21 protein-coding genes are annotated in these 21,426 nt (G+C 70.3%); 10 read left to right on the top strand and 11 right to left on the bottom strand.

Annotation, left to right across the window (positions count from 1 at the left end; all coding sequences use genetic code 11):
- Positions 1–356: 356 nt before the first annotated feature.
- Positions 357–3,704: an SAV_2336 N-terminal domain-related protein gene (locus ACIBU0_RS21495; RefSeq protein ID WP_398820584.1), complete on the top strand. Its 3,348-nt coding sequence runs from the start codon at positions 357–359 to the stop codon at positions 3,702–3,704.
- 69 nt (positions 3,705–3,773) lie between these two features.
- Here the strand turns inward: ACIBU0_RS21495 and ACIBU0_RS21490 are convergent, their stop codons facing one another.
- The 5 genes from ACIBU0_RS21490 to ACIBU0_RS21470 all read right to left on the bottom strand — a co-directional run bounded on the left by ACIBU0_RS21490 (position 3,774) and on the right by ACIBU0_RS21470 (position 9,041).
- The gene (locus ACIBU0_RS21490; RefSeq protein ID WP_398820581.1) at positions 3,774–4,763 is read right to left on the bottom strand and encodes a malate dehydrogenase; all 990 of its coding nucleotides are present in this window, start codon (positions 4,761–4,763) and stop codon (positions 3,774–3,776) included.
- Positions 4,764–5,244: 481 nt separating this feature from the next.
- Complete coding sequence (locus ACIBU0_RS21485) at positions 5,245–6,522, bottom strand: DUF2690 domain-containing protein (protein ID WP_398820578.1); 1,278 nt, start codon at positions 6,520–6,522, stop codon at positions 5,245–5,247.
- 422 nt (positions 6,523–6,944) lie between these two features.
- Positions 6,945–7,472, bottom strand: a complete 528-nt coding sequence (locus tag ACIBU0_RS21480; RefSeq protein ID WP_398820576.1) for a helix-turn-helix domain-containing protein — start codon at positions 7,470–7,472, stop codon at positions 6,945–6,947.
- 230 nt (positions 7,473–7,702) lie between these two features.
- A complete protein-coding gene (locus ACIBU0_RS21475; protein ID WP_398820573.1) occupies positions 7,703–8,197 on the bottom strand; it encodes a DUF3017 domain-containing protein in 495 nt (164 codons plus the stop codon).
- Entirely contained in the window at positions 8,187–9,041 is an 855-nt protein-coding gene (locus ACIBU0_RS21470; RefSeq protein WP_398820570.1) for a bifunctional methylenetetrahydrofolate dehydrogenase/methenyltetrahydrofolate cyclohydrolase, read from the bottom strand. The genes ACIBU0_RS21475 and ACIBU0_RS21470 overlap by 11 nt, the downstream gene beginning before the upstream one ends.
- 289 nt (positions 9,042–9,330) lie before the next feature.
- Between ACIBU0_RS21470 and ACIBU0_RS21465 the strand changes: the two genes are divergently transcribed.
- The 4 genes from ACIBU0_RS21465 to ACIBU0_RS21450 all read left to right on the top strand — a co-directional run bounded on the left by ACIBU0_RS21465 (position 9,331) and on the right by ACIBU0_RS21450 (position 12,904).
- A complete protein-coding gene (locus ACIBU0_RS21465; RefSeq protein WP_398820568.1) occupies positions 9,331–9,951 on the top strand; it encodes a hypothetical protein in 621 nt (206 codons plus the stop codon).
- A gap of 135 nt (positions 9,952–10,086) precedes the next feature.
- Positions 10,087–10,851, top strand: coding sequence for an FHA domain-containing protein (locus ACIBU0_RS21460; protein ID WP_398820565.1), 765 nt, complete (start codon positions 10,087–10,089; stop codon positions 10,849–10,851).
- Positions 10,848–12,425, top strand: a complete 1,578-nt coding sequence (locus ACIBU0_RS21455) for a protein kinase (protein ID WP_398820562.1) — start codon at positions 10,848–10,850, stop codon at positions 12,423–12,425. The genes ACIBU0_RS21460 and ACIBU0_RS21455 overlap by 4 nt, the downstream gene beginning before the upstream one ends.
- Before the next feature lie 92 nt (positions 12,426–12,517).
- Entirely contained in the window at positions 12,518–12,904 is a 387-nt protein-coding gene (locus ACIBU0_RS21450) for a hypothetical protein (protein WP_398820560.1), read from the top strand.
- A 231-nt stretch (positions 12,905–13,135) separates the two neighbouring features.
- On the opposite strand, the gene ACIBU0_RS21445 is transcribed toward ACIBU0_RS21450, so the two are convergent.
- The 6 genes from ACIBU0_RS21445 to ACIBU0_RS21420 form a co-directional block, all read right to left on the bottom strand.
- A complete protein-coding gene (locus ACIBU0_RS21445) occupies positions 13,136–14,137 on the bottom strand; it encodes an ArsR family transcriptional regulator (RefSeq protein WP_398820557.1) in 1,002 nt (333 codons plus the stop codon).
- A 165-nt stretch (positions 14,138–14,302) separates the two neighbouring features.
- A complete protein-coding gene (locus ACIBU0_RS21440) occupies positions 14,303–14,713 on the bottom strand; it encodes a peptidoglycan-binding protein (RefSeq protein WP_398820554.1) in 411 nt (136 codons plus the stop codon).
- A 54-nt stretch (positions 14,714–14,767) separates the two neighbouring features.
- Positions 14,768–15,307 carry a peptidoglycan-binding protein gene (locus tag ACIBU0_RS21435; RefSeq protein ID WP_398820551.1) on the bottom strand — a complete coding sequence of 180 codons (540 nt, stop codon included), beginning with the start codon at positions 15,305–15,307 and terminating at the stop codon, positions 14,768–14,770.
- A 60-nt stretch (positions 15,308–15,367) separates the two neighbouring features.
- The gene (locus ACIBU0_RS21430; protein WP_398820548.1) at positions 15,368–15,862 is read right to left on the bottom strand and encodes an alkaline phosphatase PhoX; all 495 of its coding nucleotides are present in this window, start codon (positions 15,860–15,862) and stop codon (positions 15,368–15,370) included.
- Positions 15,783–16,151, bottom strand: coding sequence for a hypothetical protein (locus ACIBU0_RS21425; protein WP_398820545.1), 369 nt, complete (start codon positions 16,149–16,151; stop codon positions 15,783–15,785). The genes ACIBU0_RS21430 and ACIBU0_RS21425 overlap by 80 nt, the downstream gene beginning before the upstream one ends.
- 754 nt (positions 16,152–16,905) lie before the next feature.
- Positions 16,906–17,238, bottom strand: a complete 333-nt coding sequence (locus tag ACIBU0_RS21420) for a winged helix-turn-helix domain-containing protein (protein WP_398820543.1) — start codon at positions 17,236–17,238, stop codon at positions 16,906–16,908.
- A 302-nt stretch (positions 17,239–17,540) separates the two neighbouring features.
- Between ACIBU0_RS21420 and ACIBU0_RS21415 the strand changes: the two genes are divergently transcribed.
- From ACIBU0_RS21415 to ACIBU0_RS21395, 5 genes are all read left to right on the top strand, one after another.
- Positions 17,541–18,068: a hypothetical protein gene (locus ACIBU0_RS21415; protein ID WP_398820540.1), complete on the top strand. Its 528-nt coding sequence runs from the start codon at positions 17,541–17,543 to the stop codon at positions 18,066–18,068.
- Between the two features lie 250 nt (positions 18,069–18,318).
- Entirely contained in the window at positions 18,319–18,765 is a 447-nt protein-coding gene (locus tag ACIBU0_RS21410) for a peptidoglycan-binding protein (protein ID WP_398820537.1), read from the top strand.
- A gap of 185 nt (positions 18,766–18,950) precedes the next feature.
- Complete coding sequence (locus ACIBU0_RS21405) at positions 18,951–20,900, top strand: peptidoglycan-binding protein (protein WP_398820534.1); 1,950 nt, start codon at positions 18,951–18,953, stop codon at positions 20,898–20,900.
- Positions 20,900–21,196, top strand: a complete 297-nt coding sequence (locus ACIBU0_RS21400; RefSeq protein WP_398820532.1) for an alkaline phosphatase PhoX — start codon at positions 20,900–20,902, stop codon at positions 21,194–21,196. The genes ACIBU0_RS21405 and ACIBU0_RS21400 overlap by 1 nt, the downstream gene beginning before the upstream one ends.
- Positions 21,193–21,369, top strand: coding sequence for a hypothetical protein (locus ACIBU0_RS21395; protein WP_398820529.1), 177 nt, complete (start codon positions 21,193–21,195; stop codon positions 21,367–21,369). The genes ACIBU0_RS21400 and ACIBU0_RS21395 overlap by 4 nt, the downstream gene beginning before the upstream one ends.
- Positions 21,370–21,426: the final 57 nt, after the last annotated feature.

Below are 21,426 nucleotides of genomic sequence, written 5' to 3'. Positions count from 1 at the left end.
CCCCGGGTGCGCACAAGGCCGGGAGCCCGGCGGCACGACCGGGCACGAAGGCGCCGCGTACGGCCCGCCTCCTGCCGCGGCACCACCGGCGGAGCAGTCGGCAGCGGTACGGCCGGTACGGGCGTGCGCGGCCCCGAAGGGTCGCCCCCGGGGCGGGGGCACTGCGCCGTGCAGGGGTGCGGGGCCGCTGTGGCATGCGCGGCTCCGCCGCGATCGCGGTCTCCCCGGGTGCGCACAAGGCCGGGAGCCCGGCGGCACGACCGGGCACGAAGGCGCCGCGTACGGCCCGCCTCCTGCCGCGGCACCACCGGCGGAGCACTCGGCAGCGGTACGGCCGGTACGGTCGCGGGGGCGTCGTGAGTGCCGGTGGGGGTGTCACGCGGCTCAGCGAGGTCCTGCGGGTGCTGGCGTCCGCGGGACAGGAGCTGGACGCCGATCAGGTGCTGGACGTGCTGTGGCTGGCCCGGCGGCTGCCCGGAGGGATCGACGCGCCGCTCGGCCGGCCCGCGGGCGTCGAGCCGCAGGCGCCGCAGTCGCCGGCCGCCGACGAGCCGGACGAGGCCGCGCCGAGCCGGCCCGCCAAGGGGCCCGACCCCTACGACCCGGACCTGCCCGACCTCACCGCCCCCTCCCTCTACGCGGCCGCCCGGCAGCCCTCGCCGGCGATCCCCGAGATCCGGCTGCGCCAGGACCCCGGGCCGAGCAAGGCACTCCCCGTGCGGGTACCGGAGGACAAGGCCCTGACCGGCGAGCTCGAACTGGGGCGCGCGCTACGGCCGTTGCGGCGCCGTCAGGCCAGCCCGCACCGGCTGGAGATCGACGAGGAACGCACCGCCGCCGAACTCGCCGAGACCCTGCTGCCCGACGTGGTGCTACGCCCCGTGCAGGAGCGCTGGCTCCATCTCGTGCTGCTCGTCGACGACGGCCTGTCGATGCTGCTCTGGCACCGCCTCGGCGCCGAGCTGCGCACGCTCCTCGAACGCCTCGGCGCCTTCGCCACCACCCGCGTCCTGGGCCTCGACGCCCGCAGCCCCGATGAACCGTGCCTGCACGCCCGGCCGTTCCGCCCCGACAGCACCCCCGTACCGCTGAGTGCGGTCAGCGACCCCTCGGGCCGTACCCTCGTGCTCGTCGTCAGCGACGGCATGGGCGCCGCCTGGCGCAGCGGCGCCCTGCACTCCCTGCTGTCCGTCTGGGCCTCCCGCGGCCCCGCGGCCCTCCTGCACACCCTGCCGCCCGACCTGTGGGACGGCTCCGGCATCCAGGCGGAGCGCTGGCAGGCGACGACCCGGCGGATCGGCGGCGCCAACACTTCCTGGGAGATCACCGACCCGGTCCTGCCGGCCGACCTGGCCCGCTTCGACGGCGTACCGGTGCCGGTCCTGGAGCCCACCGCCGCCTCCCTGCGAAAGTGGTCCCACCTGCTCGCCTCACCCGGCGCCACGGTCCAGCTGCCGCTGCTGGCCCGACCGCGCCGGTACGGCGACCAGGTCACCGCACCGCCCGACCCGGGCGACGCCCAGCACTTCCGGGACGCGGCCACCCCGGAGGCGTACCGGCTCGCCGCCCACCTGGCGGCCGTATCGCCCCTCACGGTGCCGGTCATGCGGCTCGTCCAGACAGCGGTGCCGTGGCGGGCCCGAACCTCCCACCTCGCGGAGGTCTTCCTCGGCGGCCTGATACGGCCGCATCCAGCGCCGGTGCCCGGACCGCTCCCCGCCAAACACCAGGTCTTCGACTTCTCCGACGCGTCGAGGTCGGTGCTGCTCGACGCGGTCCCGCAGTCCGAACTCCTGCGCACCAGCCGCAGCATCGGCCGCCGCCTGGAACAACTCGCGGGCAACTCCCCCGACTTCCCGGCCTGGCTCGCCCACCCGGACGGCTCCGCCCAGCTTCCCGGGTCGCACCGCCCGTTCACGAACGTGGAGCGGCGGCTGCTGACCCGGTTCGGGGTGTCGTTCGACCCGGGTGTGCACGGGCTGGAACGAGGGCCGGGGCAGGGTGCCGACTCACCGGACGGCTGGCAGCCGCTGACCGACGACGACCCCCGGCAGCTGGGCCAGTACCGGCTCCTCGCCCGCCGACGGCTGCGGCGGACGGTGGAGTACGAGGGCATCGACCGGCAGGGCATCCGGGCCATGGTCCGCACCGCGCGCTCCGATCTCCTCTTCGACACCTCGGAGTTGATCGCGCTGGAGGCCGAGGCGCTGCGGCGGCTGGACGGGCACTATGCGCCCGCCCTGCTCGTCGAGGCGGCCGACGCCGACAGCCGCCGGCACTGGCTGGCGACGCCCCCGGTCCACGACGGCTCCGGGAAACCGCCACGGCTCGCGGAGATCTTCAACCAGGCCCACCGGACCGGCACCGCCCCGTTCGACAAACTCACCGCGCTCCTCGTCGGCTGGCACCTGGCGAGCGCGCTGGCCCTGTGTCACCTCCACGGGATCGTGCCCGTGGACCTCAGCGCCGAGAACCTCTTCGTGCTGCGGCGGACCGTCCTGCTCGCCGACCTGTCCGACTGCGCGGTGGCCGGCCGGTATGCGGGGACGAGCCCCGCACCGACCCCTGAGGACAACGTGCGTGCTCTGGGCGAGCTGCTTCAGCTGGTCAGCAGCAAGGCGGGATGGGAGCTGCCCGGACAGCCCGAGGGCATGCACCTGTGGCAGGGGGACACCTGGGCGCCGCTGCGGCGGGTCGTGCTGCGCTGCCTCGACCCGGATCCGGCCGAGCGCCCCAGCGCCGGCGAGGTCGCGGACGTCCTGGCCAACTACATCGCCCACGAACACGTCCCCGCGCGGCAGCCCCACTCCACCATCCAGGAGGCGGTGCGAGCGCCGCTCACCCTGCCGCCGGCCGCCGTGTCACGCACCGTCGAACCGCCGATCCGCCCACCCCGGTTCGCCGCCGCCCGCCGCGAACGCGAGGCCCGGCTGGCCCGCCTGCGCCGGCCCCTACGCCACGCCCGGCGTGTCACCCTCGTCGGCGCCTACCACTACAGCGGCCGGGCCACCACGACGATGGCGCTCGGCTCGTTGCTCGCCGCCGTCCGGGGCGAGCCCGTCCTCGCCCTCGACGGGGCTGCCGACGAGGGCGCGCTCGGCGCCTTCCTCACCCACCGGAACCCGGCCACCGTGCGCGATCTGGCCGACCTGCCGGCCGAGGCGTCGTACGAGGAGGTCCGCGCCCGCACCACGGCCTTGTCGTCCGGCCTGGAAGTCGCCGCGTACCCGCCCGGCCATGTGCCCCCGAACCTCGCCCACGCCCAGGCGTACGCACACGCGCTGGCGCGAACCGCTCCCTACTACTCCTTCGTCCTCACCGACTGGGCTCCCCTGCGGCTCGACCGGTCGGCCGACACGGTCCTGGACCTCACCGACCGGTTGATCCTGTGCTGCGGCAGCGCCGGCTGGTTCATCGACGCCGCATGGCGGGTGCTCGACCGGCTGCGCGGCAGCGGGCGTCGGCGGCTGGCGGACGAGGCGATCGTGGTGGTGACCCAGGTGGAGGGGACGTCCGGCCGCCCCGTACCGGACGACCTCGCCGCACGCTTCGACATCGGCGCCGACCAGGTGGTCGCCGTCCCGTTCGACAAGACCCTGCACGCGCCGGGCTTCCGGGAGCTGGAGCGGTTGCGGACGCCGACGCTGAACGCGTTCCTGGACCTGGCGGAGTTGGTCGTACGGGAAGACGGCGGAGGGGCGTGACGGGGTGAAGCACGGGATCCCCGGGCGGCAGCCGCCCGGGGATCCCCTGTCAAAGCCGGCCGACGGCCGTCAGATGAGGCCGAGGGAGCGAACGGCCTCGCGCTCCTCCTCGAGCTCCTTGACGGAGGCGTCGATCCGGGCACGGGAGAACTCGTTGATCTCCAGGCCCTGGACGATCTCGTACTTGCCGTCCTTGGTGGTGACGGGGAAGGAGGAGATGAGGCCCTCCGGCACGCCGTACGAACCGTCGGACGGGATACCCATGGAGACCCAGTCGCCGTCGGCGGTGCCGTTGACCCAGCTGTAGACGTGGTCGATGGCGGCGTTGGCGGCGGAGGCCGCGGAGGAGGCACCGCGGGCCTCGATGATCGCCGCGCCGCGCTTGGCGACGGTCGGGATGAAGTCCTCGGCGAGCCACTTCTCGTCGTTGACGACCTCGGCGGCGTTCTTGCCGGCGACGGTGGCGTGGAAGATGTCCGGGTACTGGGTGGCGGAGTGGTTGCCCCAGATGGTGAGCCGCTTGATGTCGGCGACGGTCGAGCCCGTCTTCTTCGCGAGCTGGGTGAGCGCGCGGTTGTGGTCGAGGCGGGTCATCGCGGTGAACCGCTCGGCCGGTACGTCGGGCGCGGCGGCCTGCGCGATGAGGGCGTTGGTGTTGGCCGGGTTGCCGACGACGAGGACCTTGATGTCGTCCGCGGCGTGGGCGTTGATGGCCTGGCCCTGCGGCTTGAAGATGCCGCCGTTGGCCTCCAGGAGGTCACCGCGCTCCATGCCCTTGGTGCGGGGGCGGGCGCCGACGAGCAGCGCGACATTCGTCCCGTCGAAGGCGACGTTCGGGTCGTCGGTGATGTCGATGCCCTGGAGGAGCGGGAACGCGCAGTCGTCGAGCTCCATGGCGGTGCCCTCGGCGGCCTTGAGGGCCGGGGTGATCTCGAGCAGACGCAGCTTGACCGGAACATCCGCGCCCAGCAGCTGGCCGGAGGCGATGCGGAAGAGCAGGGCGTAGCCGATCTGGCCGGCCGCGCCGGTGACGGTGACGTTCACGGGAGTGCGGGTCATGGCGTTCTCCGTATGACAGCTGGCGGTGGGGCGTCCCTGCCCCGGGGTGCGGGACGTAGAGATGATCGATCTCTTGGCGTCAAGAGATCCACCCGTCAGGCTATCGCGCATCCGGGATCTCGCACGGCCGGGTCCGTGTGGCCCGTCCCACAGAAAGACGATCACGGGGAAAAGGGGGCGGCCGCCCGGTCCGGGAGAGGGGGACTTGGGCGGCCGCCGGGTGGGGGTACCGATTGCCGGACTCCCGTGGGGGTACCGTGCGCGTGCCCACTTTCCCGACGGCCATTCCTGCCGACCGAAATCTTTTCCGCTCCCGCCGCCCCTACCCGTTCCCTCCTGAAGGGGCGGTCGGGTCGCGCCCCCAAAGGGGCGCGGGGAACTGCGCGACCAGCCACCGGTAGCCGTTGGTCGCGCAGGCGGCGTCAGCCACCGCGGCGCAGGCGAAGCGTCGGCGGGTGGGCGAACCCCCTCCCGGCGCCCCCTACGGAGTGCACCCCTCCTGGCCCGCCGCCAGCGTCACGCACGCCGTCGCCTCGCCCGCGTCCTTCACGGCCACCATCGGCGTGTACGCGATCGTGTCCCCGGCAACGGTGATCGACCCGGTCTGCTTCGTCTTGCCGACCGTCACCACCACCTCGTCCCCCTGCGCGGCCCGCGTGATCCGCCCCCACGCCGCACCGCACGTCTCGCTGTAGCGCACCTCGACCACGGCCGTGCCGACGGTCGCGGTCTTGGCGGTGGTCACCAGGTCCCCGCTGCAGCCCATGCTCTCCGCGTCCTTGCCGGTGCAGGAGTCACCGCTGCACTTCACCCCGGCCGGCAGATCGGGGTCGGTCGTCGCGGAGGGCGAGGGCGACTTGACGGCGTCCCCGCCCTTCTTCCCGTTGCCGCCGTCGGTGAGGTAGAACACCGCCGCGATCACGACCAGCACACCGACGACGCCCGCGAGGAACATCGTCAGCCGCCGCTTGCCGCCACCACCACCCGAGGACCCGCCTCCCGGCCGGGGCCCCTGCGGAGGCTCGCCGTACGGATTGGGCGCCCCGGGCGACCACCCCGACGCCGCGACGGACGTGCCGGACACCTCCGACGCCCCGGACGTCGCGGACGCTCCGGACGCTCCCGACGCCCCCGCCTTCGACCCCGTCGTACGACCACCCGACGGCGACGGACCCCGATATCCCGCCAGTCCCCACGAGTTGCCCCCGGAACTGTCCGCGGAACCGCCCTCCCGGACGTCACCCCCCGCAGCGTCCTGCACCTCCGGCGCCGTGGGCTGCACCGGCACCGCGGGCGGCACGGTCGGGGCCACACCCGCCGGGCCGGCCACCCCGGACGTGGGCGCCGCCGTCGCGCTGCCGCTCCTGCGCGCGGTCCTGCCCGCCTTCCCGCTCCCCTTGGCGTTCGCCGGCGGCGCCCCGAACTCGCTCAGCGCGGCCCGCGCCTGGGAGATCCGGATGGCCTCCATGGTCATGTCGTGGCGCATCTCCGAACGACTCCACGCCCGTTCGGCGAGCTCCCACATCGTCGTCAGGTGGATCGGATTGGTCCCCGTGACCTCCGCGAGCGCCACGATCGCGCCCTTGGGCGCGAGCAGCCGTCCGTTCAGATACCGCTCCCAGGACGTCTTGCTGTATCCCGTACGGTCGGCCAGCGCCGCGATGCTCAGACCGCTGCGGTCCACGAGCCGCCGCAGCTGGCTCGCGAACTCCCTGACCTGCGGATCGAGTTCATCCGGCAAGGCCCTCCAACGAGGCATTGCTTCCCCCCTCTTCCCCCCGGTTCGTGCTGGTGTTTCTCGCGTTCCCCCGCGCGTGGTGCCCTCTGCCGAGTCCCCGTTCTGGCTACCCACAGGGATGCGCCCAGTAAGGATCTCAGTTCCCGGGGTGGGGGCGCACGGGAGCGTTGGGACCGTGGGCATGCACCGTCGCACGCCCACCGATTGGCGTCCAGTGTTCCACCGGCTCCCCTCACCGGCCGACGCAACCCTGGCAGTAAGCCCTTACAGCACAGACGGGACGCCCCGAGCCGTCCCGATCGACCACGCTAGCCCGCTTGTTGGACGACTTCGTTGCAAATCCGCGAACTTGTCAACACATCGACACACAGAAAGCACATAAACGGTCACCTGCGCCACAGATGACGGATGCGGGCAAGTCCGGCACGGCGGTCCCGTATGACTCAGCCCAGCGCGAGAGTCCCGATGACTCCCGTCAGCACCACAACCACGACCAGCGCGACCGCGACCACCAGCAAACGGCGCGACGGCGCCTCCGGCTCCTTCGGCGGCGCGTCCCACCAGGGAAGGGTGGGGTCGTCCTCGTACTCCTCATGGACCTCGTAGGTCCCGTGGGTCTCATAGGCCGCGCGTACTTCAGTGTCTTCGACGGATCCCTCCGGCTTCACCGCCGTCTGTGACGACGCCGTCGCCGGCTTCGGCCACGCCTGCACCGCCAGTTCCCACCGCACCCCGAAGCGCTCCGCCTCCTCCGTCCCGACCCCGGCGACCCGGCACAGCGCGACGACCGCCTGCCGGGGCGGGGGCTGGGTGGCGTTGAGGTAACGCTGCCAGGAGGACTTGCTGTACGCCGTGCGCGCGCCCAGCGAAACCAGACTCAGGCCCGTGCGGTCCTTGAGCTGCCGCATCTGCTCCACGAAGTGCCGTACCTCCGACGGCAGATCGTCGGGCAGCGGCTGCCAGGCACCCATCGCTCACCTCCGAACCAGATCACGATCAGGTGACGACACGAAACCGCTCATCGGTTCCCGGGGACGCCACGGCCCGGCCCGGCCGGCCGGCCGACGTAGCGGAACGGTCACCTCCGTGCCACAGCGCGCTGACAGGCGTTGAACAGCTCTGCCCCGTGCCCGAGGGTTGACGCGGACGGCGGTCCGTCCTTCCTCGGGGGAGGGGGCGGGCCGCCGCCGCGAGCCGGGCGTCAGCTGTCCACGGTGAAGTGCAGCGCGTCCTTCAGGAACGGGACCTTCAGCAGCGGATCCGGCTGCGCCATCAGCGCCAGCAGCACGATCACGAGGCCCAGCAGGCCGTACGTCACTATGTCCGTGAAGCGGGACCGTACGGCGAGCATGCCGACGCCGGGCAGGAGCCATCGCAGCGCCGCGCCGGCCAGCAGGGCGCCGCCGATCACCAGCGTGCCGGCCCGGAAGACGTCGAGCGCGGTGATCAGCAGACCGATGCCGACCAGGCCGAGGACGAGGAGGACGGGCCACTGCCGGGCGGGCGCGGGCGCGTCACCGGCTGCGGCGCGGCCGCCGCCCTCGGGGCGGGCGGTGTCCCGCGTGAACAGCGGGAAGCGGCGGGTGGTCCGCCGGGGCCTGCCCTCCGCGTCCGGCGCGCTCACCGGGTCGCGGACCTCGATCTCCTCCGCCTCGGCAGTGTTCTCCGCCCTGCCGGCGGCCTTCTCAGCCGACACTGCGCTCCGCCGCCTCGACCACGTTGACCAGCAGCTGTGCCCGGGTCATCGGGCCCACGCCACCGGGGTTGGGGGAGATCCAGCCGGCCACCTCGGCGACGCCGGGGTGGACGTCGCCGACGATCTTGCCCTCGGCGTTGCGCGAGACGCCGACGTCGAGGACGGCCGCGCCCGGCTTCACGTCCTCGGGGCGGATCAGATGGGCGGAGCCCGCGGCCGCGATGATGATGTCCGCCTGCCGCAGGTGCGCCGACAGGTCGCGCGTGCCGGTGTGGCACTGGGTCACGGTCGCGTTCTCGCTGCGCCGGGTCAGCAGCAGCGGCATCGGGCGGCCGATGGTGACACCGCGGCCGACGACCACGACCTCGGCACCCTTGATCTCGACGCCGTACCGGCGCAGGAGGGTGAGGACGCCGTTCGGGGTGCAGGGCAGCGGGGCGGGCTCGTTCAGGACGAGCCGGCCCAGGTTCATGGGGTGCAGCCCGTCGGCGTCCTTGTCCGGGTCCATGAGCTCCAGGATCCGGTTCTCGTCGATGCCCTTGGGCAGCGGGAGCTGGACGATGTAGCCGGTGCAGGCCGGGTCCTCGTTGAGTTCGCGGACGACCGCCTCGATCTCCTCCTGGGTCGCCGTGGCTGGCAGTTCGCGCTGGATGGAGGCGATGCCGACCTGGGCGCAGTCGCGGTGCTTGCCGGCGACGTACTTCTGGCTGCCGGGGTCGTCCCCGACGAGGATCGTGCCGAGGCCGGGCGTGACGCCCTTCTCCTTCAGCGCCGCCACGCGGGCGGTCAGATCGGACTTGATCGCGGCTGCGGTGGCCTTGCCATCGAGAATCTGGGCGGTCATGGCTCCCATCCTCCCGGATGACGCCCTCCGGGTTCCAATCCGGGTCCGGCTGCGGCCCCGCCCGCGGCCCCTGTGGCCTCGGCCGCCGTATCTCCCCCCGTATCCCCTCATGATCAGTGATGTTGCACTTGCACAACACATAGGGAATGCGGCTGGACAAGTAAGAGGAGACTAAAGAACGATGTGACGGCAGTGCCGCGGGCAGTACCGGGGGGACAAACCGCATCGAAGCCCTTCCTCCGAACCGTGCCGCGCGTCCCCGCACTCGGACAACGGAGGAAAGACCGCCATGAGTTTCGGCGACCCGAACAACCCTTACGGCCCGCCGCCCCAGGGCCAGCCCGGCTACCCGCCCCAGCAGCCGCCGGCCCAGCCCGGCTACGGCTACCCGCAGGGCGCCGCTCCCCAGCAGCCGCCCGCCTACGGCTACCCGCAGGGCCAGCCGGCCTACCCCGGCTACGCGGGCGCCAACATGATGCCGGTGCAGATGCCCGGCCTGATGAAGACGGCTCGTGTCCTGCTCTTCATCCTCGCCGGCCTGCAGATCCTGTTCGGCATCATCACCGGATTCGCCGTCGCCGCCGTCCAGGACGTGTCCAACGGCGTCGGCACCGGCGACGACACCGACACCCTCGCCGGCCTGGGCTTCCTGGTCGCCGGTCTGCTGCTGGCGCTGGGAGCGCTCTCCATCTTCCTGGGCGTGAAGTTCAAGAACGGCGGCAGCGGCATCCGTATCACCACGATCGTGTACGCGTCGCTGATGATCCTGGGCGGCATCGTCAACATCGTGAACGGTGCGAACGGTTCCGCCACCTTCGGCGGGCTGATCTCCCTCGCCATGGCCGGCATCATCCTCGCCTCGATGGTCAACAGCCAGGCGTCCACCTGGTTCAACCGTCCGCGTTACTGAGGTAGAGCCCGCGGACGGGGCTCACTTCACGCCAATCACAGCCGAGGGCCGTGTTCCACCCGTACGAGGGGGACACGGCCCCGCTGCGTCCCCCTACTCTGACGTGGGTAGCCGTCAGGCACGGGGAGACGCACCTTGTACAGCATCATCGTGGTACCTCCGCCGACCACGGAGGACGAGAACCGGCCCGCCCAGATCCGGCTGGCGCCCGGCGAGCGGATCGGGTTCGGGCGTTCCGTTTCCGACAACGACCTCGCGATCGCGCACGAGGGGGTCTCCCGCAGAGCGGGTGAGATCACCGCGCAGGGCGCCTTCTGGATACTGAGCAACCTCAGCCGGGAGCAGACGTACGTCGTGGAGAACCCGGAGGGCGCGGGCGAGCACATCAAGGTCGGGCCTGGGCGGATGGACGCGCCGATCCCCTTCGAGTTCTCGCGGATCGTGCTGCCGGCGGCCGGTGATCTACTGCCGATCGAGGTGTGGGCGCCGCGCCACGACTACCTCACCGCCGAGGGCGGTCTGGACGGGGCCACCACCGCGCCCGCCTTCTCCGTGGACCGTACGAAGCGCTACTTCGCGGTCCTGGCCGCCCTGTGCGAGCCCCGGCTGCGCGGCGAGCCGCACGCCCCGCTGCCCACGGTCGACCAGGTCGTGGACCGTCTGCGCCCCGCCTGGCCCGCCGCCTCGCGCACGTCCGTCCAGTGGAACATCGACTACCTCGCCGTGAAGCTGCGCCTGAAACCCGGCCCGGAGACGGCCGACACGGGGCCCCGGCTCAACGGCAAGAAGGAGTCCCTGGTCTCGCTGGCACTGCGCTTCGACCTCGTACGGGAGGACGATCTCGTCGTGCTGAGCGGGCCGTCCCCGTCCGCCCCGGCGTCGGGCCGGGGGGCCCGGTGACCGAGCCCTACGCCGTGCCGGTGCCGAAGGGGTACCGGGTGGGCCCGTGGGAGGTGCGCGAGCCGATCGCCACGGGGGCGTTCGGGAGCGTGTACGAGGGGAGGCGGACGGACGGCGCGCAGGACCTGCCCCGTACGGCGGCCCTGAAGTTCCTGCCCACCGGCACCGGCACCCCCCGCCAGCTCACCCACCTGCGCGAACTCATCGACCGCGAGGTCGAGTTGCACCGTCGGCTGAAGCAGCCGCGGCTGATCCGGATGTACGACACCCTCACCGTCGACGACCCGGCCCGCCCCGCCCTCGACGGCGCCACCGTCCTCGTCCTGGAGAAGGCGGAGGGCTCCCTGTCCGCCCTGCTCGCCGCCGAGCCCCGGCCCGCCGCCGGTCCCGCCCTGCTCGCGCAGATCTGCGAAGGGCTGGCGCAGCTGCACCGTGCCGGCTGGGTGCACGGGGATCTGAAACCGGCCAACGTGCTGTTGATGCGGGACGGTTCGGCCCGGCTCGCCGACTTCAACATGGCGGCGGAACTGGAGGGCACGCACGCGTACACGCCCGCCTTCTCCACGCCCGACTACACGCCGCCGGAGCTGCTCTGGTCGGAGATCGGCGAGCGGGGCCGCCGTATCCGCCCCTCGGCCGACGTCTGGGCCTTCGGCGTCCTGGCACATCTGCTCCTGACCGACTCCTTCCCGCTGCCCGGCGCCACCCCGACCGCCCGCCGCGACGCGGCCGCCGCCTACGCCCGCGGCACCGACGAACTGCGGCTGTCACCCGAACTCCCGGACACCTGGCGGGGCATCGTGCGGGACTGCCTGACCCGTACGCACGCCGACCGGATCGGCACCCAGGAGCTGCTGCGCCGGGTGGAGACCGCGGCCGGCACCGTCCGCTCGCCTCGGCTGCCGCGGGCCCTCCTCCCCCGCCGCTCCCGCCGTACGACGACGCTGGCCGCCGCGACCGCCGTGGTGGCGGTGGCCGCGCTCGGCTACGGCGTCAGCAACTGGGCCGATGCCGGCACGGACGGGAACGGGGGCGGGTCCCCGGGCGGCAGGACGGCGAAGGTCACGGCCGCCGGCTACGGCGCCTCCGAACTCCGTACCGACAAGGGCATCCCGGTGGCCTACCGCCGGCTGATCGTCGACGCCGCCCACGACTGCGTGCGGCCGGAGGTCACCCCGGCGCTGATCGCCGCGCTGCTGAAGGCGGAGAGCAACTTCGACCCGGACCTGTCCGACCCGTCCGTGGGTGCCGAGGGCGAGTACGGCATCGCGCGCTGGACGCCGAGCCTGCTGCGCTGGTGGATCCGCGCGGACGGCGTCCCGGCGGAGGAGACCCCCAGGCCTCCCCTCACGCCGGCCGAGTCCATCCCGGCCGTGGGCCGCTACCTCTGCTACATGGAACCGCTCCTCCATCACAAGGGCTTGTCCGGCGACCGCCGGGTGCTGCTGGCGGCCGCGTACCGGACGTCGACCAAGGTGGTGAACAACGCGGGCGGGGTTCCCCCGAAGTACCGCGACTACGCCGCCCGCGTCGCCCACTACCTCAAGGAGTACACGCCGCCCGGCAAGAAGTGACCCTGAGAGGTCCGAGGTACCGCGCGTAGGGCTTCGGCGCCACCGTGGTCGTGTCCACCAACGGGGGTGGCACGACCGGAAGGACACCGACCATGAAGCGCATGCTCGCCTCGCTGGGCGCGGCGGCCGTACTCGCCACGGGGGCGATCGCCCTGACGCCGACGGCGGCCTCCGCGGCACCGGACGGCTGCTGGGGCAGCGGGCCCAACAACTCCCGCTACTGCCACAACTACCAGGGCGGCAACGTGATGTTCAACGGCAACGTCGCGGGCTGGCTGAACGCGGGCGACAACTGGTTCGTCTGCCAGAAGAAGTTCCCGGGCCAGGAGAACCCGCCGGTCGGCGACGCCCGCAACGACTGGTGGCTGTGGACCCAGGCCGACACGAACGTCAGCAACGGCGGCTGGGGCTGGTTCCCCGCCAACAAGGTGTCCGGCGGCGTGAACTACGGGGCGATCCCGGGGCTGCGCACCTGCTGATCGTGCCGGGTGCGTGAGCGTGGCCTCCGGCTCCCTCGGGGGAGGGTCGGAGGCCGCGCCCACGCTTGTCGGTGTGCGGAGTAGATGGTCAGGATCCGGCTCGGTGACCCCATGGCCAGACGCCTCATCCGAAGAGCCCAGGCCGAAGTCCGTCCGGGTCCTGGCGTCCGGCTTTCGGCTCCTGGCCCGGACCACTGCGGCCGGCTGCACAAGCCCAGGTCAAAAGAGCCTTCACCCTTTCGTGGCAGCCCTCAGCACAGAGGCTCCCACCGGGGTCAACGTGTGGAGAACGCTCGCGCCGTTCCGGCTGGTGGTGAGCAGGCCGGCGTCACGCAGCGCGCTGGCATGTCTGCTGGCGGAGGACGCCGAAACTCCTGCGGCGCGGGCGAGTTCACCGGTCGTGGCGCCGGTGGACGCGGTGTACAGGGCCACCGCTCGGGCGCGCCCCAGCAAGGCGATCAAGGACTGTCCGGGGGCATCGGCGCTCACAGCGCCGCCCGGGGCGTCCGGCTCGTGGAGCAACGAGTACCAGAGCACGGGCGGCAGCTCCGAGTCGGCGAAGGCGACCGGCTCGCCCCAGTTGAAGTACGACGGGACGAGCGTGAGCCCGCGGCCGTTGAGATACAGGTCCCGGTCGGCGGCCTGTTTGGGGTACGTGACCTCCAGCACGGGGGAGCGCCAGCGCAGCAGCGGCCCCAGCCCCGCGAGCATGCCCTCCACGCCACCGTCGAGGAGCCCACGGCAGCGAGTCGCCCGCTCAGACTCGATACACGCCTGCATCTGCTCTTTGTAGGGGACGACAACGGCGTCGTAGTACGTGTGCAGCATGCCCACGAACTCCTTGCGGGCTTCCAGCCGGGCCAGCTGCCCGGCCCACGAAGGAGCTCCGGCGGTCCGTTCAAGGATGCCCATCTCCTTCAGGACCCGTTGTGGAGGCGTGGCCAGCATGGATTCCACCGCCACGTCCCAGCGTCCCGACCCATGGGCAGGAGTCAGAAAGTCCGGAAAATAGGCGGCCCTTGGATACAAGGGGAGGAGAACCTTGCGTACGAGACGCTCCAGCCCTTTCTCCCGCAGCTGCTGCCGTGCCATGTGATACCACCCGGCGTAGGCCCACCGGCCTTTCCGGGACTGAAGTCGGTGCAGACTCGCCGCGATCTCCCAGAGCGGATCGGGAGCCGCGGCGAGCCTGGTTCTGGCCAGGTCCGCGTCACTGAAGTGAATGCGGAGCATCTCGTTCTCCCCCTTGAACTGAGCCTTTGCTCTGCAGCGCATCAGCGGTGGTCCGGCGCTGCCAGCTGAGTGATCTCAGATCTCAGCAAATCAAGAAGCGATAAACGAGGGATGAACGGGCATGGCCTACGCGATCAGCCTGCTGCTGACCCCCGGCGCATTGCCTCAGTGCGTAAGGCAGTACTCGTACCGCAGGTACGGCCACGTCTTCGGGCCGACCTTGCCGTCCTCGACGAGGCCCGCGTCACATTTGTCGTTGACGATCTGCTGAGCTCTCTTCGCTGCGGCCTGGGACTTGGAGCCGAAGATGCCGTCGACTGTGCCCGGGTTGAGGCCGTAGTGCTGGAGCAGGCACTGGGCCTCCTTGCCGGCCGCCGTGACCGAGGTCGAGGAGGGCTGGACGGTGGTGCCGATGTAGTAGCCGGCGAAGACGTAGCCGCGGTCGTCGATCCCGACGTGGCATGCGTACGTTGCCGCATGGGCGGTGCCGACGTTGCTGATGACGGCTCCGCTCAGTACGACGAGCGAGGAGATACCGAGGGCGATGGCCCGCTTGCGTACGGCAGTAAGTGTCATGGGATGTCCTTGGAATGAGTGGAGAGTCCGGCCTCGCAGGAAGCGATCAGGCGGCTATGGAGGCTCCCCGGCGTTCGAACTGTTGAAGTGGACGCGGGTGCCGCCCCTGTTCTTGACCCTGTCGTACTGATGGACCGCGGCGAGCTTGTAGGCCCCACTGTCGGTGCGCTTGGAGGAGTCGCCGCGGAAGAACGACACCGCGCCCGACTGATGGCCGGCGCTGTAGACGACCTGGGAGCTGGACAACCACGCAAGCCGGTCGTCGGCCCTGCTCCAGGTCGCGTTTCCGACCATGCCGTCGGCGGTGAGGTCGTAGCGCTTCCGCCATGCGATGGTGGCGGTCCGCGTCGCCGGACCGAACTGTCCGTCGATGTCGCCGATCTCCAGGAAGTCCTCCGCCGCGAGGATGCTCTGCCAGAGGACGACGACGTCGGTGTTCGAGGAGTGCTGTACGCACCGGAGTTCTCCGCGTATGCCGCCTGCGTGACCTCTGGGCCTGATTGAGCCGTTGCCCCTTCGCTTTGAGAACAGCGACACATCGTTGCGGCTCGACGGGACGGTGGTGAAGACATCGAACTGAGCCTCGCAAGACACCGGGATCAGCATTCGTCGGCCCAGTCGAGCGCGGTCCGCTTGACCGGGACGGCGGCCGGATCACCGGGGTCCAGCCCCACGACCCAGCCGAACTCGTCCGCTCTCGCCTCGCGAGCGGCGAGATCGAATCGCGGGGTCGGGCTCGTCGGTGCCGAAGGCGGCGTTGAAGTTCTCCTCCGCCGCCAGGTAGGTGCCCCAGGGGGTGATGCCGTGGCCGCCGCAGGCCAGCACGCCTCGTGACCTGCCGTCGACCGCCACGGGACCGGAGAACCGGACCGGTGAGTCGCCCGTGATCCTCCGGTTGTACGCCGAATCCACGGCCTTCCATACGCCGCCGGACTCTCGTACCTCCAGCACGGTGAGACCCTGCGCGGCGGTGCCGGAGAGACCCGCTGGCTGTGAGCGTCGCCCTCTCTCTCCGGGCAATACCGCCAATGGGTACGACCGTGCGGTGGAGGAACCCAGAAGACCTTGCTCAGTCCAGCCATCGCAGTTCCGTGGAGTACACGGTGCAGTCGCTGCAGCCCTTGTGCTGCGCCCTGGTGATATGGCCACCCGAACTCGAAATCTCCGCCTCGGTCGAGCTGTGCACCCACGACGTCCACCCGCTGTATGTGTAAGCGCGGACCCAGGCATCGCCCTTGCACGACCCGTAGTCGGAGTACTTTCTGGTGATCGCGTATGTCGTGCCGACCGCTCCGAAGTACGCGGTGTCGCAGCTTCTCCTCCACTTGATGTTGTCTTCTCCCACGGAGATGATGCTGTCGGCGGCGGTGGCGGTGGTTGTGGTGAGCAGGAGAGCCGCGGCCGCGGCACCGAGAACTGTTGCGGTACGCCTGAGCATGGGGATCGATCCTCCTATGCGTGTGCACATTTCGGGTCTTTCAGGACCTGTCCGCTGATTGCGTTGCCAGACACCCTCACATGTGGGCGTCGGCACGGACAGGCACTTTCGGCACAGCTCAAAAGCCCAGGTGGCGCGCTGTTCGTCGGCAGTCTCGCCTTCTACGCGGCGTCCGGTCAGAGCCGTTGGCCGGGGCTGCTCGACTTCCTTCGGGTCCACCCGTGGGTGGTGCTCCTCGTTCTGGTGCCCCTGGCGTTGACAGGCCTGTGGCAGACGCCGCGCCGCGACCGTGCGCAGGCCCCTCCGCCCCCGCCCAAGGCGTACCGGCGTTCTGGCCAGGTCCGCGTCACCTGAAATGAATGCGGACCATCTCGTTCTCCCCCGTGAACTGAGCCTTTGCTCTGCAGCGCATCAGCGGTGGTCCGGCGCTGTCAGCTGAGTGATCGTAGGTCTCAGCGAACCAGGACGCGATAAGCGAGGGCTCAACGGACGTCAGGCGCATGTCTAGTTCCGCCTGCATCGGCGTCGTGTTGCCCAACCTGAACTCGTGAAGTCGTCGGAGTCTGGTCCACTGGGTTGAGGTCGGGTGCGTGGGAAGGCAGCTGGTGGACGGTCAGCCAGTCCAGCCGGGAGATGAGCTGCCGCATCCCGTAGGCGAGATGGGCGTTGAGGTTGAGTCCCAGACGAGCACGTTGGGCCCGCCGAGCTGGGTCCAGGGCAACGATCGAGATCCGGCAGCGGGAGCGGCCCCGGATCACGGGCGTCTGTCCGCGCCGGGCCCAGGTGCGGGCAACAGTCGGCGCCATCGAGAAGCCGGACTCGTCCTCGAAGACGATCCATGCCCCGAGCGCCGCCGCGACGTTTCCCCCTGCGGCCAGGTCTCCTTCACCCAGCCGGTGACCTGGTCCCCGTCGCGTTCGACGGCCCATCTGGCCGGTACCTGGCAGGAGAAGCCGTGCCGGACCAGCAGCTTGCGCACGCCGTGGAACGTCGGCCGCTCCCCGCGGAGCGCCCCCGACCTGGGCTTTTGAGCTGTGCCGAAAGCGCCTGTCCAGGTCGACGCCCGCGCTGTGAGGATGTCCGGCATCGCATTCTGCGGGCAGGTCCTGAAATACCCGAAACCCAGACTCACGTAGGAAGATCGACCGTTTACGTTCAGGCGCACTACAACCGTTCTGGGTGCAACGGTACTTCGGAGCGGTCGGCACGACGTACGCGCAGACCAGAAAGACCCCGGCGGAGAGGGAAAAGGCCAGAGCACAAGGGTTGCGCCGACTGCACCGTGCACTCCACGGAGCTGCGGTCGCTGGACTGAGCCCGCCCCTTTTCGAAGGGCGATGTTCTCGGAAATTCAGAAGTGCAACGACAGATTGGACAAGAAAGGTGCTCATGCGCATCAAGTCTGCGGTTCTCTCACTCGGCATCGCCGCCGCGTGTACGGGGCTCGCCGCTTCCCCGGCCACCGCCTACAACAACAGCGACCTCGACACAAAGGTTTGGACGCAGGACACCGGCCAGTGCCTGAACACGTGCGCCTACGAGGACTGGGAGCACGACATCGACGGCACCTTCTTCAAGCGGGACTTCGGCGGCAAGGCCCTCAAGATGCACATATACAAGGGCGGCAAGACCGTCGCCCAAGTCGAGTTCCACCCGTACGACGAAGTGCTGTGGGTCTACGACGGCGTCACCGACGGCGACACGGTCTACGTCCGTCTGAAGTGGGACGAAGGCCCGCTCACCAACGCCGTCGACGCGAAGTACTGGGCAGCGGACACCTCGAAGGCGATCGACTCCAACTCGGTCCAGCTCGCCAGTGACGACGACATCGACGAGGGCACCAATGTCGAGCTCCGCGTCTACGACGACAAGGCGCTGACCGACCCGATAACCGGTTGGTACACCCTCGACGCCTGACACCCGGGCCGGTCATGCCCAAGAGTGGCCGGCTCCACCCAGGCGTGCGCCGCCAGCATCGATGTCTCATGATCGGCCGTCAGCTGCTGCCGGCGGCCGATCCGCGTCCGGTGGTCGTGCTCTCGCGCACAGGCGATGAACTGGGCTTTTGCGATGAGGCTCAAGTGCCTGGTTGGGCTGATGGCGGACTGCGAGTCTGCTGCTGTCACAGGAACCCACAATCCCGGGGGAGTTCATGAAGAAGAACCGCATGCCTCGCAGCAGGGCCGTCCTGGCCGTCGCCGCCGTCGCGCTGTCGGCACTCGGCTCCGGCCTGGCCGGCGCGCCGGCCGCCACCGCCGCGTCCTCGGCCGGGTGGTGCAACGGCAGGACCTACGTCACGTTCCCCAGTGGAGCCAAGGGCTACGTCCCCACCCACAACGGCAAGTGGAACTGCACCATGTCCAGGGGTGCCGCCGGGGAGCACGTCAAGGTGCTCCAGCGGACTCTCAGGGACTGCTACGGCCAGCCGATGGACGTCGACGGTCAGTTCGGCCCCGACACCGAGAAGCACCTCCGGTACGCCCAGAACATGACCGACGAAATGTATCCGGTGAACATCGAGGGGGACGGCGTCTACGGGCCGATCACCGCGGAGTACCTGTCGCACTACGCCACGAAGTCCGGTAGCCGGCACTGCAGTTCACTGCACACGTAGGCTCCGGATCTCAGAGAAAGGAACAAACGAGCGTGCTCATCGCACAGAGAGCGACATGGGCCCAGCGCATATGGATAGAGAACGACATCCTGCTGCGTACCGGTAAAACGAATCAGTGGTTCATCGATTACTACGGGCAGTCGCCCAGACCGTCCTCGGGGCCCTGGAGGCCTTGGGAAGGGGGTGTGTTCATTCATTACATCGGCAGTTTTTTCTCGTTTTCTCCCGACAACGAGGAGGACTGCCAGACGAAGATCGCTGAAATCTGGAAGGAGCACACTCTTTTCCAGGACGTGGGCGATATCGAGTACAACTTCCTCGTCTGTCCGCACGGCGTCGTCTATGAGGGACGTGGCTATGAACGGGGCGAGGCAAATGGCGGGGCATCGATCAAGGTCGGCAACAGCACGGTGGGGTACCGATTCGTCGGGCGGAACACGGGTTTCTACTCCATCCAGGGAATGCTGGGCAAGGACGACGCGCCCACATCCAAGATGCTCACCTCGATGCGCAATCTCATCTACCACCTGAGGTACGAGCTCAATTCCGACCGCAGAGCCGGACCGTACATTCTCCCGCACAGCGCGGGTGGCTGGGACACTGAATGTCCGGGGGACAAGCTCGGCCAGTACGCGAAGAACGGATCGGACATCGATCCCGATCCACCGAAGGACAGCGGTGGCCGTCCGGTCCCTCCGAGGCCCGACCCCGTGCTGAAGGTCATTCCCCGCGAGGGGTGGGGAGCCCGTCCGCCCCGAGACGTGGCCAAGGTGCCCGCTTCGGAGCGCACGGGGTTTGTCGTGCACTACTCCGCCGCGAACCCCAACCAGACCGTCCAGGCGATCCAGAACTACCACATGGACACCAACGGCTGGTGGGACATCGGCTACAACTTCCTGGTCGACCAGGCGGGCCGGCTCTACGAGGGCCGGGGCTGGCAGAACGAGGGCGCGCACACGCGCGGCTACAACCGCACGCACATCGCGGTCTGCTTCATCGGCGAGGACGGTGATGCAACCCCGGCGGCCAAGAGGTCGATCCGCAGCCTCTACGAGGCCACGAACCGCAAGATCGGCAAGACGCTCACCACGACCTACCACAGCGCTCTCGGCTCGACGGCCTGCCCGGGGAATGATCTGCGCTCCTGGGTGCGGGCCGGCATGCCCACGGACGGTCTGGCCGATGTGGACTGGGGGGCGGATACGCCCGGGCTCACCCGGTCCGTCGCTTCGCAGCAGAGCGCAGTCAACGGTCTGGGCCGCACACCGGCGCTGGTGGTGGACGGCATCTTCGGCCCGAAGACCGAGGCCGGCGTCAAGTGGCTTCAGGCGAAGGTGGGCGTCGCGGCCGACGGCATCTGGGGCCCGCTGACGGAAGCCGCCTACCGCGCGTACATCGGTGTCGGCAACAGTACGAACGGTCTCACGTCGATCAGGACCGTCGCAGCGCAGCAGAGGGCGGTGAACGCACTCGGCTACTCCCCAGAGCTCACGGTGGACGGGGTCTTCGGGCCCAGGACCGAGGCCGGCGTCAAGTGGCTCCAGGCGAAGGTCAGTACGGCGGCCGACGGCCTCTGGGGTCCCGACACGGAACGCGCCTACGCGGACTACACCGGTGACGGTTCGTACTCCAACGGCGGGCTCACCACCATCCGGCCCGTGACCTATCAGCAGAGCGCAGTCAACGGTCTTGGCCACACGCCGGCGTTGGCGGTGGACGGCATCTTCGGCCCGAAGACCGAGGCCGGCGTCAAGTGGCTTCAGGCGAAGGTGGGCGTCGCGGCCGACGGCATCTGGGGCCCGGACACCGAGGCGGCCTACGCCCGCTACTCGGACGGGGCCCGGCTGACGGTGGACGGCGAGTTCGGCCCGCGGACCGTCGCGGCGACCCAGGAGGCCATCGGCGTCTCGGCGGACGGGGTCTGGGGCACCGAGTCCAGGCGTGCCCTGCAGACGCATCTGAACACCTGGGCCGACGCCGGTCTCGTGGTGGACGGGAACATCGGGACGGCCACGGTGAAGGCCATGCAGCGCCACCTGAACCGCATGACGGGCGCCGGGCTCACCGTCGACGGCGACTGGGGCACGGGCACCACCAAGGCTCTGCAAAACGCTCTCAACCAGGGGAAGTTCTGATGGGTGACGAGGCGGCGAACGCCGCGCACCACAGAATCGCCGGGCCCGCATTCGGGGAATTCGTCCCGGTGACGGCCAGCGAGGCGGACACCGTCACCGTTCCCGACGGTTTCACCGTGGACGTCGTCGCGCCCTGGGGCATGCCCCTGCGCGGAACGGGTCCGGGATGGCGGGCGGACGGCGGCAACACGGCGGCGGAGCAGGCGCGGCAGGTGGGCAGCCACCACCACGGGGTCCGGTTCTTCCCTCTCGCGGATCGCCGTGGCCTCCTGGTGAGCACTGCAACAGCACCTTGACCGCCCGGGCCGACGCGGGCCTGATCGTGGACGGTGACATCGCTTCAGCCACGGTGAAGGCTCTGCAGCAGCGCCTCAACAGCATGACTGGTGCGGGTCTCGTCACCGACGGTGACTGGGGCCAGGCCACGACCAGGGCGCTGCAGACCGCCCTCAACCAGGGGAGGTTCTGAACGGCCTCGCGTGTGTGGCCGCTCCGTGACCGCTGCTCTCCAGCCACTCCCAGCGCC

The sequence above is a fragment of the Streptomyces sp. NPDC049627 genome (genome assembly GCF_044465645.1).
Classification (GTDB): Bacteria; Actinomycetota; Actinomycetes; order Streptomycetales; family Streptomycetaceae; genus Streptomyces.
Note: the sequence above shows the minus strand (reverse complement) of the source record. Positions and strands in the feature narration are given on the sequence as shown.

Bases quoted from the DNA above. Each gene is read 5' to 3' on its own strand.
- ACIBU0_RS21490 (WP_398820581.1), bottom strand. From the start codon at position 4,763: ATGACCCGCACTCCCGTGAACGTCACCGTCACCGGCGCGGCCGGCCAG.
- ACIBU0_RS21485 (WP_398820578.1), bottom strand. From the start codon at position 6,522: ATGCCTCGTTGGAGGGCCTTGCCGGATGAACTCGATCCGCAGGTCAGG.
- ACIBU0_RS21480 (WP_398820576.1), bottom strand. From the start codon at position 7,472: ATGGGTGCCTGGCAGCCGCTGCCCGACGATCTGCCGTCGGAGGTACGG.
- ACIBU0_RS21470 (WP_398820570.1), bottom strand. From the start codon at position 9,041: ATGACCGCCCAGATTCTCGATGGCAAGGCCACCGCAGCCGCGATCAAG.
- ACIBU0_RS21465 (WP_398820568.1), top strand. From the start codon at position 9,331: ATGAGTTTCGGCGACCCGAACAACCCTTACGGCCCGCCGCCCCAGGGC.
- ACIBU0_RS21450 (WP_398820560.1), top strand. From the start codon at position 12,518: ATGAAGCGCATGCTCGCCTCGCTGGGCGCGGCGGCCGTACTCGCCACG.
- ACIBU0_RS21445 (WP_398820557.1), bottom strand. From the start codon at position 14,137: ATGCTCCGCATTCACTTCAGTGACGCGGACCTGGCCAGAACCAGGCTC.
- ACIBU0_RS21440 (WP_398820554.1), bottom strand. From the start codon at position 14,713: ATGACACTTACTGCCGTACGCAAGCGGGCCATCGCCCTCGGTATCTCC.
- ACIBU0_RS21425 (WP_398820545.1), bottom strand. From the start codon at position 16,151: ATGCTCAGGCGTACCGCAACAGTTCTCGGTGCCGCGGCCGCGGCTCTC.
- ACIBU0_RS21420 (WP_398820543.1), bottom strand. From the start codon at position 17,238: ATGCCGGACATCCTCACAGCGCGGGCGTCGACCTGGACAGGCGCTTTC.
- ACIBU0_RS21415 (WP_398820540.1), top strand. From the start codon at position 17,541: ATGCGCATCAAGTCTGCGGTTCTCTCACTCGGCATCGCCGCCGCGTGT.
- ACIBU0_RS21410 (WP_398820537.1), top strand. From the start codon at position 18,319: ATGCCTCGCAGCAGGGCCGTCCTGGCCGTCGCCGCCGTCGCGCTGTCG.
- ACIBU0_RS21400 (WP_398820532.1), top strand. From the start codon at position 20,900: ATGGGTGACGAGGCGGCGAACGCCGCGCACCACAGAATCGCCGGGCCC.